Below are 12948 nucleotides of genomic sequence, written 5' to 3'. Positions count from 1 at the left end.
ATCAAATGTGGGAGCGGGCTTGCTCGCGAATAGGCCAGTAAAGCCAACACACAAGCCAATTTGCAATGCAAAAAGCCCCGCCATTCACATGGCGGGGCTTTTGTTTTTCAGCGAGCGGTCAATCAGACCATTGGGTCGCCAACGTGCAGGATCTTCATGCCGTTGGTGCCGCCGATGGTGTGGTAGCTGTCGCCCTTGGTCAGGATGACCCAGTCGCCTTTCTCCACGACGCCGCGCTTGAGCAACTCGTCGATCGCGGCCTGGCTGACTTGCTCAGGCGGCAGCGATGCCGGGTCGAACGGTACGGTGTAGACGCCGCGGAACATGGCCGCACGGGCCTGGGTTTCGCGGTGCGGGGAGAACGCGTAGATCGGGATCGAGGAACGGATGCGCGACATGATCAACGGCGTGTAGCCACTTTCGGTCAGGGCGATGATCGCTTTCACACCCGGGAAGTGGTTGGCGGTGTACATGGCCGCCAGGGCGATGCTCTGGTCGCAGCTTTCGAAGACCTTGCCGATACGGTGGCTGGAGGTCTTGCTGGTCGGGTGCTTTTCAGCGCCGACGCAGATGCGTGCCATGGCCTGCACGGCTTCCAGCGGGTATGGGCCAGCCGCACTTTCAGCCGAAAGCATCACGGCGTCGGTGTAGTCGAGCACGGCGTTGGCCACGTCGGACACTTCGGCACGGGTTGGCATCGGGTTCTGGATCATCGACTCCATCATCTGGGTCGCAACGATCACCGCCTTGTTGTGGCGACGTGCGTGCAGGATGATTTTCTTCTGGATACCGATCAGCTCGGCGTCACCGATTTCCACACCCAGGTCGCCACGGGCAACCATCACGGCGTCGGAAGCCTTGATCAGGCCGTCGAGGGTTTCGTCATCGGCTACGGCTTCGGCGCGTTCGATCTTCGCCACCAGCCAGGCAGTGCCGCCGGCTTCGTCGCGCAGTTTACGGGCGTATTCCATGTCGGCGGCGTCGCGCGGGAAGGATACCGCGAGGTAGTCCACTTCCATTTCGGCGGCGAGCTTGATGTCGGCCTTGTCTTTTTCAGTCAGGGCCGGGGCAGTCAGGCCACCGCCGCGACGGTTGATGCCTTTGTGGTCCGACAGCGGGCCGCCGATGATCACGGTGCAATTCAGTTCGGTCGGGGTAGCGGTGTCGACGCGCATTACCACACGGCCGTCGTCCAGCAGCAGCTCGTCGCCCACGCCGCAGTCTTTCACCAGGTCCGGGTAGTCGATACCCACGACTTGCTGGTTGCCCTCGGTCAGCGGATGGCTGGTGGAGAAAGTGAACTGGTCACCGATCTTCAGCTCGATCCGCTTGTTGGTGAATTTGGCGATACGGATTTTCGGGCCTTGCAGGTCACCCAGCAACGCCACGAAGCGGCCATGCTTGGCGGCCAGGTCACGCACCAGCTTGGCGCGAGCCTTGTGCTCGTCCGGGGTGCCGTGGGAGAAGTTCAGACGGGCAACGTCCAGGCCAGCCAGAATCAGCTGTTCGAGGACTTCCGGCGAGTTACTGGCCGGGCCAAGGGTGGCGACGATTTTGGTACGACGGACGGACATGCACGGACTCCTGAGTTCAAGCGCTGGGGAAGGCTACTATGCTCTTTGGTTGTAGTCATTGTTCGTTTGCACTACTTATCGATGATTCGCTTGTTTTCACTCTGCATGAACAGATGAACAACCTTGAAGATTTTCGATGAAGGGTCGATACACTGCACAAGACAGGAGAACCCCCATGCGAATCGTGATCATTGCTGCCCTGGCCGTCAGTGTTGTCGGCTGCACCCGTTGGTCGATGGACCATCATTTGAACAATGCGTACCGCGCCTACGGTGTGGGCGATTGCCAGCGGGTCACCCTTGAGTTGTCCCAGGTCGACCGTGAAAGCCGTTCCCGGCGCTACGTGCAACCGGAAGTCTCGATGTTGCGCGGGCAGTGCCTGGAGCGCGAGAAGCTGTTTGTCGATGCGGCGCAAACCTATCAGTTCATCATCAGCCAGTACCCGGCGAGCGAGTACGCATTCCGTGCCCGTGCCCGTTTGGATACCCTGCAGCAACTGGGGCATTACCCCGGCGCGAGCGTTGCCCAGCCGCGGCCGGCGTCGTTGTGATGATATTTGTCATGCCATAGCTGGCTCGTTGCCAGTCTTGGGCTAATCTTTGAATGTCAGTTTGTATAAGTTTCTATTCAAACGGATGGCGTTCCCGGATTTGGCAGCTGTAAAAGTGGCAACCCGTTTGCGGTTGTCGCACCGATATCCGGGGAGAGCGGGCCTTCAGGCTCGTTTCGAATCACTGGAGCGGCCACATATATGGCCATTGGATGGCGACCTCATCATGTTTACTCACCGACGGATCGAGCGGCATCAGTTACCTTGCTTCCTTCAAGTGTTCAACCGCCTGACGGACAAGCCAATCGGCTATCTGGGCAATGTTTCCGAGCAGGGCCTGATGTTGATCAGCCAGTTACCCATGATGGTCGATGTGGAGTTCGAGCTGCGCTTGAAGATCCCCGGGCCTGAGGGTGAGGTGCAGGCGGTAGACCTCACGGCCACCTGTCTGTGGTGTCATGAGGATATAAACCCCCAGCATTACGATTCCGGGTTCACCATATCCCAGGCCCCAGCCGAATATGGGGAGGTGATCAGCGCGCTGCTGGATTACTTCAGCTTTGATCCGTTGCAGGCCTCTGCCTAGGTGCTGCATCCGGCGTTCATAGCGCGCCGGCTTTTTTCCAGCCCAGGTAGCGGGTCACCAGGGCGGCGCCCAGGTCCGAAGGCAGTGTGTCCAGTACCGACAGCCCGTGGGCGTTCAAGCGGTCGTGGAGTTCGTCCCGGGTATTGAGATAGTTGATCGTGCCGCAGTAGGCCAGGGCTTCGTGCAGGGTTTGCACGGGAGCCTGGCGTAACTGGTCAAGGACCTCCTCCCGCAGGCTTGCGACCATTACCCGGTGCTGGCGGCTGATGCGCTTTACGGCGCTGAGTAACTCTTCATCTTCCTCATCCCGCAAATTGGTCACTACGATCACCAGCGAGCGACGTTTCTGCCGGGCCAGCAGTTGGCTGGCGGCCGCCTGGTAATCGGCCGTACGCCGGGACGTGTCCAGGTCATACACCGCATTCAGCAACAGGTTGAGCTGGCCACTGCCCTTGACCGGCGCCAGGTAGCGCGGCTGGTCGCAGGCAAAGGTGCACAGCCCTACGGCATCGCCCTGGCGCAAGGCTACATAACTGAGCAGCAGGCAGGCGTTGAGCGCGTGGTCGAAGTGCGACAGTTCGGCGTCCTGGCTGCGCATACGGCGGCCACAATCGAGCATGAACATAATCTGCTGGTCGCGCTCGTCCTGGTACTCCCTGGCAATGGGCGTGCGTTGCCGGGCGGTGGCTTTCCAGTCGATCTGGCGCAGGCTGTCACCTTCGCGAAACTCACGCAGCTGGTGAAACTCCAGGCCCAGCCCACGCCGTTGCCGCTGGCGTACGCCCAGCTGGTTGAGCCAGTTGTCCACCGCCAGCAACTGCGCACCATACAGGCGTGCGAAGTCCGGGTAGACCCGGGTGGCGTCGCTGACGTCGATCAGGCGCCGGGCCGACCATAGCCCCAGGGCGCTGGGCAGATGCACTTCACAGCGGGTAAAGCTGAAATGCCCGCGCCTTTGGGGCCTTAGCCGATAACCCAGTTCACTGTGCTCGCCGGGCCGCAGTTCGATGGATTGCGGCAGGTCCTCCACCGCCAGGCCGTCAGGCACATGATCGAATACCTGGACCGCCAACGGTTGGGGATAATCGTGCTCCAGGGTTACCCGCACTTCCCCCCAGCGCCCCAGTGCCAGGCTGCCGGGCATCTGCCGTCGCACGCGCGGGGACGGCCGGCGGCGCAGGCGGCTGGCATCCAGCAGGGCCAGCAGCAACAGGGCCAGCAGCAGGCCCCACGTCACTGAGTGCAGGGCGTCTGGCACCTTGACCTGTAGCGCCACCAGTGCGCCGAGCAGGATACTCAGGCCCAGCAGTACACCGAGCCAGGTCAACAGCAGGCGGGTTGGTCTCATGGGCGTCTCATTGGCGTGGCGCCGGGACTTGGTCCAGCAATTGCCGGAGCACCTGGTCGACTTCCAACCCGTCGATATCCAGCTCCGGGGCAATACGCACCCGATGGCGCAACACTGCCAGGGCGCAGCCCTTGATGTCGTCCGGGGTCACGAACTCGCCCCCGCGCAGCAAGGCCCGCGCCCGTGCACCGCGAACCAGGGCGATGGAGGCCCGGGGCCCGGCGCCGATGGTCAGGCCCGGCCAACTGCGCGTAGTGCGGGCCAGGCGCACGGCGTAGTCGAGCACCTGCTCATCCAGCGCCAACTCGCTGGCAATCTGTTGCAACAGCAGCACGTCTTCGGCTTGCAGCACCGTGCGCAGCGGCTGTACGTCGAGCATGTCGGCTCGGGACGAGCGGGTGACTTCGCGCACCATGTCCAGTTCCTGCTGTGCCTCGGGATAGTCCATGCGCACCTTGAGCATGAAACGGTCCAGTTCGGCTTCGGGCAACGGGTAAGTACCTTCCTGCTCGATGGGGTTCTGGGTGGCCAGTACCATGAACGGCTGGCCGATGGGCAGCGCCTCGCCTTCAAGGGTTACCTGGCGTTCCTGCATGGCTTCCAGCAACGCTGCCTGGGTTTTCGCCGGGGCACGGTTGATCTCGTCAGCCAACAGCAGGTTGGTGAACAACGGTCCCTTGCGCAGCTTGAACTGTTCGGTATGCAGGTCGTATACGGCATGGCCGGTCACGTCGCTGGGCATCAGGTCCGGGGTGAACTGGATGCGCGCGAACTCGCCTCCAAAACAGCGTGCCAGCGCGCGTACCAGCAAGGTCTTGCCCAGGCCGGGAACCCCTTCAAGCAACACATGGCCGCCCGCGATCAACGCCGTGAGCACGTCATCGATCACCGGGTCCTGACCGATAACCGCCTTGCGCAGTTCGACGCGCAAGGCCTGGGCCAGTTGGCTGGCGCGCTGAATCGGATCAGTGGCGGGAAATTCGCTCATAGGGCATTCCTGAGGGTTTGCAGGCAGGCCACCTGGCGGCTGAAATCGGCGCTGGAGAGCCGTTTCGTCGCAGGTGGGCCAAGGGCCTGGCTGATAACAAGGGAGGGTTGGCGGGTCAGGCGTTCAAGCACCCGCAATTGTTCGGCTGTATCGAGGTGTTCGAACCCGGGATGACGGCGCCGAGCGGTGCGCTGGATGTCGCGCTGCAAAGCTTGCAGCAAGCTGTCTTGCCCGCTGCGGCGCAACAGGAAGTCGGCACTGGCGTTCAAGTGTTCCTGCAATTGCCGCCGTGCCTTGGGCGCCGGTTGCCGGATCGGACCCTGGCGCAGGCTGGCGTGCCAGAGGCCCAGGGCGATCAGTGCGGCAAGTGCCACCAGTGCCTGGGGGAAGTAGCGCAACAACAGGCTGAACAGGTCCTCGACATCCGTGTTGAACAGCAGTGTGACCTGGGTGCCCTGGCTCAGGTACCAGAGCAGCCACGCGTTATCGTGCAGGCCGATGCCCGGGTTTTTCCACAGGTCGCTGTCGGTGACCACGGTCACACGCCCTTGCCCGAGGTTGACCTGCATCAGGTGCGTCGACCGGGCGCTGTTGGCCGAGAATTGTGCCAGGTGCCTGGGGTCGGTGAGGTTGAAGTCGGTGTCGAAGCTGAAATAGGCCGGCGCTGTTTCGTTGTCCACATAGAGTTTGGTCAGGTCCGGCGTTTTCTTTTTACGCGCGGGTGCCGGAGCGTCGAATTCTTCACTGAAGGATTGGTGTATCTGCACACGATCCAGCAACAGGTCGCCACTTTCACCGGTGTCCTCATCCCACAGCGCTTCGGCTACCAGCAGCAGATGGCCGCCAGCCCGGGTCCACTGCAGCAATTGATCAACCTGGGGCGGGCTCATGTTGCTGCGCTCGCCCAGCAACAGCAGGCTGTTGCCCTTGGGCGAAAGGCTGGCCAGCCGTTCGAGGCTGTTGGCATGTTCCACCACCAGGCCCTGCTGGCGCAGAAAGTGTTCAGCTGCCAGGTAGGGGTTGGCCAGGGCTTCGGGTGAAGGGCCGCGATCGACCACTTCCTGATAAGGAATCGCCGTGTGCCAGGCATAAAAACCGCCTGCTGCCACCAAGCCCGCGACCAGCAGCCCGACCCACAGCAACGGCCGGTTCATTGCGCCGCTCCCGAGCCGAACAGGGTTCGCCAATCGCTGCATAGCTGTTGTTGCGCCAAGGCAGGCGGCAGGCGATGGCCATAGGCAAGGTTTTGCCAGTAACGGGTCAGCTCACCGCTGAATGCCAGCAGCTGCGGTTGTTGCAGTTGGCGGATACGTTCCAGGACTTCACCTTCCGTGTCGGCACTTTTCAGCGGCAGGTTGAAGTCGTGCAGCAAGCGGCTGAGCAACCCACGGTAGAGCAGGCCGAGGGCTTCCCGGGGCTGTGTTACCCACAGCTGTTCGGCGGCGTCTGCGATATCTTCGGGCAAGGTGTCAGCCCCCAGTTCAAGGCCGAACAGCTGCGAAGGCACGGGTTTGGCAGCCTTGGGTTTGCGCGGGCTGCGGCGGCTGACAAAGGCATGCAGCCAGTCGCGGTAGCGCCAGATCACCAGTGCCAGGCCACCTGCCAGCAATCCCCAGAGCAGTACTTCAAGGCCCTTGGCGATGTGCTTGAACGAATCACTGTTGAGGTTTTTCAGCAATGCTTCCAGCCAGGCTGGCAGCTTGGCATCACCTGCCGCTTTGTTTTTGTCGGCTGCTTTATCCTCGCCGAAGCGGTAACGAGTGAGCGTTTCCGGGTTCTTGAACGGTGGCTGCTCCAACAGCGTCTTGATCGAGTGACTGGCCGATTGTGTAGTCAGCGGCGTTTGGGGAACCGGTTCATCAGCCCATGCCGATGGGATCGGCGGAATCAGCGTCAGCCCGGCCACCAGCAACAGCAGCGACGCCACACCGCTCAGGCGCTGGCGCATTCGGCGGAACACCAGTTCCAGGTCCCAGGCTTCCAGCACCGTGCGGCGGTTCAGGTAAAGGCTGAAGCCACAGGCGACATAGATCGGCTCCCAGAACACCAGGATCAAGGCGTAGAACATGTTGGTCAGGTGCTCCAGCCAACGCCAGTCGTGGCCGGCGGTGAGCACCAGTTGCTGCCAATCCCAGTCGCGTTCGACCTCTTGCGGCAGGAAGAAATAGAACACGGCCATCAACCCGAACCACAGGGCGATTTCCAGGTGCACCCCGATCAGGGTCAGCCAGCGCGCGGCGCCTGCGTTGCGCTGCTGCAACACCCCGAGACGTTGTTGGCGCGCCTGGCCTTGCAGCCCTTCGAGCTGGACCACCGGCATCTCGAAGCTGCGGCTGAGGCTGAAGCGCCGCCAGGTCAGGCTGGCCAGCAGTTGGCCCTTGAGCAGCCGCGGCGATTGGCGCAGCGCTTGTTTCAGGCTGGGTGTTTCGCCGAACAGGGCCTTGGACAGGATATACAGTGGCAGGCGGTCGAATGCCGGTTTCAACCACCAGAACAGCAACAGCGCGGTGGTGGGGTGATTCCACAGGAGCACGCTGAACAGGGCGAAGACCGGCAAGGTCACGATGGCCCAACTGCTCATCAACAGCAGCCGGTGTTCCCGGGCCAGCAGGATGCCGAGGTCCATGGCCTCCCAGGAGGTACGCGGGCGGATCACGACGCTGGCATCACTCAGGCGCATGGCGATTCCGTCCGGCAAACAGCAGGTAGGCCGCCATCAGCAACCACAGGGCGGTGCCGACCAGGTACTTGACCCACGGCGCCACGGCATTGGTGGACGACCAGTACGCCTCGATAAACGCGGCGATCAGCAGGAACACCATCACACCACAAATCATTTGCACACTTTTGCGCGCGGCCAGGCGCAGGGATTCGCCTCTGGTGAGGGGCCCCGGTGCAATCAGCGCCCAGCCCAGTTGCAGGCCAGCCGCGCCAGCCAGGGCAATTGCGCTGAGCTCGAAGGCGCCATGGCCGATGACAAATGACCAGAACGTTTGCCCGTAGCCGATTTGCGTCAGGTGCCCGGCAACGGCGCCAATGATCAGGCCATTGAAGAACAGGAAAAATACGCTGCCCAGGCCGAACAGCAACCCGGCGGCAAAGGTCTGGAAGGCGATACCGATGTTGTGCATCACGTAGTAGCCGAACATCATCCAATCTTCGCTGGAAGCGCGTTCGGCTGCCCGGCCCAGGCGGCTGGCATCGGGGTTGTACATGGCCTGCATCTCGGCCACCTGCCGGGGGCTGACGATGCTGTAGATCAAGTCCGGAAACAGGTACACCAGCAAGGCAATGCCGAGCAGGCTGCCAAAGAACAGCAGGCCGGCAGCCAGCACAAATGGCCATTGCGCGCGAACCAGCCTGGGGAAATCGGCCAGCAGGAAGCTCAGCACGTTTGCCCCCATCCGGCTGCGATGACGATACAACTGTTGATGGCCGCGCAAGGCAAGCTGCTGCAACGGGTCCACCAGGTAGCTGCTGTAGCCGCGCTCCTGGGCCAGGGCCAGGTGCTGGCACAACTGCCGGTATTGATGAGGGAAGTCGACGAAGTCGGCGCCTTTGGCTTTGCCTTTCTCCAACTGCGTCAATTGCTCGGCAAAGGCTTGCCATTGTGGCTGATGGCGGCTTTCGAAAAGACTCTGTTTCATGCTGGCCCCAACAATCCGCGGGCCACACCGTTGAGTTCTGCCACGGCGCGGGCAGGGGAGACCTGCAGGGGCGTGGCCAGGATAGCGGCCAGTTCGTTGACCCGTTCGGCCGACAGTTCGCCCTGGCGTTCGGCGAAGCTGAGAATCGCCCGTTGTTCGTTCAGCTCAAGGGCGAACGGCAGGCGCAGCGCCGGGGCCTGGGGCACTTGCGGGCGGGAAAGCGGTTGTTCGCGGTAGATCACCAGGGTCCCGGCCGCCAGGTCGCCCAGGCGCTTGAAGTTGGGGTGTTGCAGGCAACTGATGGCGCCGAGGAAATAGCCGAAGGGCAGCATGTCGACAAAGCGCAGCAGGTTACGGATCAGCGAGGCGGACCAGCCGATGGGCGTGCCATCGTCCTGTACCACCCGCAGGCCCATGACCTGTTTGCCGGGCGAGCAGCCCTGGTTGAGCACTTCGAAAAGCACCATGTACCACCAACTGACGAGGAACAGCAGCAGCGAACCCAGGCCAATGCCCAGGTTGCCGAGAAAGGCCAATGCGATAAACAGGATGCCGAGAATCAGGCCGCGCAAACCCAGGTCGAAGGCAAAGGCCAGTGAGCGTACCAGCAGGCCGGCCGGGCGCAGGGGCAGGTCGATACCCTCCGGGGTCTCGATCTGGTAGCGGGTATCCAGTGGCGCAGGTGGCATCGCGGTCCTTGGCAGTGCGGCGCTGGCGCCTGGGCGGCAGCGGCGGGGTTGGAAAGACCGATGCTAGCAGTGTCGACGGTGGAAGCAACCACTCAACGATTTACTGAATATTTGTACAGGGAACACAGCGCTGGCCCCCGATGCCTGCAAGCGCCTAGACTTTGCCGGTCTTCAGCACAGGAATAGCCCGTGACCACCATTTTCTGGTACGACTATGAAACCACCGGCATCAATCCGCGTACCGACCGCCCGCTGCAGGTAGCCGGTATTCGCACCGACCTCGAGCTTAACGAGGTCGGGCCGCCGGTCAATCTCTACTGCCACCCCAGCGACGATATCCTGCCGCATCCGGCAGCGTGCGCGATCACTGGCATCACTCCCGGCGTGCTGGCGGAAAAAGGCCTGGCCGAAGCCGACTTCATGACCCGGGTGCACGCCGAGCTGGCCACCCCGGGCACCTGCGGGGCCGGCTACAACACCTTGCGTTTTGACGATGAGATGACGCGCTACAGCTTGTACCGCAATTTCTTCGATCCCTATGCCCGGGAATGGCAAGGCGGCAACAGCCGCTGGGACCTGATCGACGTGGTGCGCACTGCCTACGCTCTGCGCCCTGACGGGATCGTCTGGCCGGAACAGGACGGGCGCGTCACCCTCAAGCTTGAGCGGTTGACGGCCGCCAACGGCATCGACCACGGCCAGGCCCACGACGCCTTGTCCGATGTGCGCGCCACCATCGCCCTGGCCCGGTTGATCCGCGAGAAGCAACCCAAGCTCTATGACTGGCTGTTTCAACTGCGCAGCAAACAACGGGTCATGGACCAGGTGCGGTTGTTGCAGCCGATGGTGCATATTTCCGGTCGTTTTTCTGCCGAGCGTCATTACCTGGGGGTGGTGCTGCCGCTGGCGTGGCACCCGCGCAATCGCAATGCATTGATCGTCTGCGACCTGGGGCTCGATCCGCAAGGGCTGTTGGACGAGGACGCCGATACCTTGCGCCGGCGCTTATATACCCGCCGCGACGAACTGGCCGAAGGTGAATTGCCGGTACCGCTCAAGTTGCTGCACATCAATCGTTGCCCGGTGGTCGCACCGTTGAGCGTGCTTCGGCCGCAAGACCGCGAGCGTTTGCAGCTGGATATGGATGAGTGTGATGCGCGGGCCCTGCGGCTAAGCGACGCACAGGAACTATGGCGCGATAAACTGGCGGCGATTTACGCCGAGGAAGATTTTGCGCCAAGCGCCGATCCCGAGCAGCAGCTATACGATGGTTTTATCGGGGATCGTGATCGACGTTTATGCGAGCAAGTGAGAGTCGCCGAGCCGGCGCAACTAGCGCGCCAGCAATGGCCTTTCGATGATGAACGTTTGCCTGAATTATTATTTCGCTATCGTGCACGCAACTTCCCGGACACCTTGAATAGTGAAGAGCAACAACGCTGGAGAGTTTTCTGTCAGCAACGTTTGTCAGACCCTCAATGGGGCGCGCCAAACACCCTTGAGGGTTTTAAGCAGGCGTGTCTTGAGTTGGCTGTTAGTGCCACACCGTTTCAGCGCCAGGTGCTTGATGAATGGCAGGAGTATGTTGATGCCTTAGCGACTCGAATGAGTCTGTAATCAGCTTCCCGGTAAAATACGGACAATAAAAAACGCCAGCAAGCTGGCGTTTTTTATTGCGTTGCGTATCACGCAGCGTCCTGGCGAGGCTTAGCCCAGCAGGGTAGCCCAGCCTTCAACCACGTCGCCGCCCCACTTGGCTTTCCACTCTTTCAGAGTCTTGTGGTTGCCACCTTTGGTTTCAATCACTTCGCCGTTGTGCGGGTTTTTGTATTGTTTAACCTTGCGAGCACGCTTGGTGCCGGTAGTTTTTACGGCGCCACGTGGAGCCTTAACTTTCGAATCCGGATCCAGCAGCGCGATGATGTCACGCAGGGATTTGGAGTATTCGCCCATCAGGGTGCGCAATTTGCCTTCGAATTCCAGCTCGGTTTGCAGTTTGTCGTCTTGGGACAGGTTCTTCAAACGGGCTTGCAGCTCTTTGATAGCTTCTTCGGTGGCGCGATATTCGTTGATCAGGGACATGGGGACTACCTTATGCAGGGCGCTGGGTGAAAGGGGATAGTGGCTCAATAATAGTCAGACAGTTTGCCCAAGTAAACATTTAAGGCCGCATTTATGTAATTTACTTTGGTTGTTTGTGGCAAAAGCGTGGAATTGAGTTAATTAGTAAGGGGGATGGCCTAAAGATACTCTGGTTAAGTCTTGGCTTACTGCCGGAGTCCACGCGTTTGCACACATAATGGGGAAAAACCTTACGCTATTAAGGGGCAGGGTTGACGCAGCCGATCAGAATAAGCGTTGAGGAATACTGCAGTTTTTCTGCGCAATCGCTAGAATGGCGGCCTTTGCGAAGTTCTGGAGTTTCCCCCTAATGCGCACTTTTCGGCTGGTGATTGCTTGCCCGGACCGGGTTGGCATCGTTGCCAAGGTCAGTAACTTTCTGGCTTCCCACAACGGTTGGATCACCGAAGCGAGCCATCACTCGGACAATCTCAGCGGCTGGTTTTTCATGCGTCACGAAATTCGTGCCGATACGCTGCCCTTTGGTCTAGAGGCATTTCGCGAGGCATTTGCGCCGATCGCTGAAGAGTTCTCGATGACCTGGCGCATCACCGACACGGAACAGAAAAAACGCGTGGTCCTGATGGCCAGTCGTGAGTCCCACTGCCTGGCAGACCTGCTGCACCGCTGGCACAGCGATGAACTGGACTGCGAAATCTCCTGCGTGATTTCCAACCATGACGACCTGCGCAGCATGGTCGAGTGGCATGGCATTCCGTACTACCACGTCCCGGTCAACCCGCAGGACAAGGAGCCGGCCTTTGCCGAGGTCTCGCGCCTGGTCAAGCAGCACGATGCGGACGTCGTGGTACTGGCGCGCTACATGCAGATTCTGCCGCCGGAGTTGTGCAGTGAATACGCTGGCAAGGTGATCAATATTCACCACAGTTTCCTGCCATCGTTTGTGGGTGCCAAGCCGTATCACCAGGCATCCCTGCGTGGCGTGAAGCTGATCGGTGCAACGTGCCACTACGTCACCGAAGAGTTGGACGCCGGTCCCATCATCGAGCAGGACGTGGTGCGTGTCAGCCATAGCGACAGCATCGAAGACATGGTCCGTTTTGGCCGTGACGTCGAGAAGATGGTGCTGGCTCGCGGCCTGCGCTATCACCTGGAAGACCGGGTACTGGTGCACGGCAACAAGACTGTCGTGTTCTGATTGAAGTGTTTTGATTGAAGAATGAAGGGCCTGGGCGTTAAATCGCTACAGGCCCTTTTTTTGAGCGCGGGTGAGGACTGGAGCATGAGCGATCCACTGGACAAGGCGACTTCCAAAGCCCCCGCGACGCTGGGAGAGGGTTGTTTGAGTCGATATGACCCGGATGACCTGAGCAGTGAGGACGGCACCGAGTTTCCAGGCGCCGCCGAGTTGTGGGAACAATTGCAGGACACATCCGAATTGCCTGAAGAAAAGGCGTCAGCGGCTGTGCAAGGCAGCCGCTGAC

The 12948-nt window shown here is 60.9% G+C and carries 13 protein-coding genes; 5 read left to right on the top strand and 8 right to left on the bottom strand.

Translation table 11 applies throughout. The features are described 5' to 3' along the window. Nucleotides 1–122 precede the first annotated feature (122 nt). Nucleotides 123–1574 (bottom strand): pyruvate kinase, encoded by a 1452-nt coding sequence (gene pyk / locus AC3WKX_RS16255; protein ID WP_017475648.1) that lies wholly within the window; start codon nt 1572–1574, stop codon nt 123–125. A 175-nt stretch (nt 1575–1749) separates the two neighbouring features. Here pyk and AC3WKX_RS16250 point away from each other — a divergent pair, with 175 nt between their 5' ends. Beyond that, nucleotides 1750–2124, top strand: a complete 375-nt coding sequence (locus tag AC3WKX_RS16250) for a tetratricopeptide repeat protein (protein WP_003214151.1) — start codon at nt 1750–1752, stop codon at nt 2122–2124. Nucleotides 2125–2350: 226 nt separating this feature from the next. After that, the gene (locus AC3WKX_RS16245) at nt 2351–2710 is read left to right on the top strand and encodes a PilZ domain-containing protein (protein WP_023659226.1); all 360 of its coding nucleotides are present in this window, start codon (nt 2351–2353) and stop codon (nt 2708–2710) included. A gap of 16 nt (nt 2711–2726) precedes the next feature. Here the strand turns inward: AC3WKX_RS16245 and AC3WKX_RS16240 are convergent, their stop codons facing one another. The 6 genes from AC3WKX_RS16240 to AC3WKX_RS16215 are packed head-to-tail and all read right to left on the bottom strand — an operon-like array spanning nt 2727 to nt 9382. After that, the gene (locus AC3WKX_RS16240) at nt 2727–4058 is read right to left on the bottom strand and encodes a DUF58 domain-containing protein (RefSeq protein WP_102605685.1); all 1332 of its coding nucleotides are present in this window, start codon (nt 4056–4058) and stop codon (nt 2727–2729) included. Between the two features lie 7 nt (nt 4059–4065). After that, entirely contained in the window at nt 4066–5046 is a 981-nt protein-coding gene (locus AC3WKX_RS16235; protein WP_008432346.1) for an AAA family ATPase, read from the bottom strand. Further along, on the bottom strand, nt 5043–6200 hold the full coding sequence (locus tag AC3WKX_RS16230; protein ID WP_102605684.1) for a DUF4350 domain-containing protein: 1158 nt from the start codon (nt 6198–6200) through the stop codon (nt 5043–5045). The genes AC3WKX_RS16235 and AC3WKX_RS16230 overlap by 4 nt, the downstream gene beginning before the upstream one ends. Further along, on the bottom strand, nt 6197–7726 hold the full coding sequence (locus AC3WKX_RS16225; RefSeq protein WP_102605683.1) for a DUF4129 domain-containing protein: 1530 nt from the start codon (nt 7724–7726) through the stop codon (nt 6197–6199). Before AC3WKX_RS16225 ends, AC3WKX_RS16230 begins: the two co-directional genes overlap by 4 nt. Beyond that, nucleotides 7713–8693, bottom strand: a complete 981-nt coding sequence (locus tag AC3WKX_RS16220; RefSeq protein ID WP_003214164.1) for a stage II sporulation protein M — start codon at nt 8691–8693, stop codon at nt 7713–7715. Before AC3WKX_RS16220 ends, AC3WKX_RS16225 begins: the two co-directional genes overlap by 14 nt. Continuing rightward, nucleotides 8690–9382 carry an RDD family protein gene (locus AC3WKX_RS16215; protein WP_003214165.1) on the bottom strand — a complete coding sequence of 231 codons (693 nt, stop codon included), beginning with the start codon at nt 9380–9382 and terminating at the stop codon, nt 8690–8692. Before AC3WKX_RS16215 ends, AC3WKX_RS16220 begins: the two co-directional genes overlap by 4 nt. 189 nt (nt 9383–9571) lie before the next feature. Between AC3WKX_RS16215 and sbcB the strand changes: the two genes are divergently transcribed. Then, nucleotides 9572–10999 (top strand): exodeoxyribonuclease I, encoded by a 1428-nt coding sequence (sbcB, locus tag AC3WKX_RS16210; RefSeq protein WP_003214166.1) that lies wholly within the window; start codon nt 9572–9574, stop codon nt 10997–10999. 90 nt (nt 11000–11089) lie between these two features. Here the strand turns inward: sbcB and mvaT are convergent, their stop codons facing one another. Continuing rightward, nucleotides 11090–11464 carry a histone-like nucleoid-structuring protein MvaT gene (gene mvaT / locus AC3WKX_RS16205; protein ID WP_008432352.1) on the bottom strand — a complete coding sequence of 125 codons (375 nt, stop codon included), beginning with the start codon at nt 11462–11464 and terminating at the stop codon, nt 11090–11092. Between the two features lie 349 nt (nt 11465–11813). Between mvaT and purU the strand changes: the two genes are divergently transcribed. Next, on the top strand, nt 11814–12662 hold the full coding sequence (gene purU, locus AC3WKX_RS16200; protein WP_003209762.1) for a formyltetrahydrofolate deformylase: 849 nt from the start codon (nt 11814–11816) through the stop codon (nt 12660–12662). 84 nt (nt 12663–12746) lie between these two features. Then, nucleotides 12747–12947 carry a hypothetical protein gene (locus tag AC3WKX_RS16195; RefSeq protein ID WP_023659227.1) on the top strand — a complete coding sequence of 67 codons (201 nt, stop codon included), beginning with the start codon at nt 12747–12749 and terminating at the stop codon, nt 12945–12947. Nucleotide 12948 lies beyond the last annotated feature (1 nt).

This window comes from Pseudomonas sp. GP01-A4 (assembly GCF_058780865.1).
This window is presented reverse-complemented; position numbering and strand designations above follow the sequence as displayed.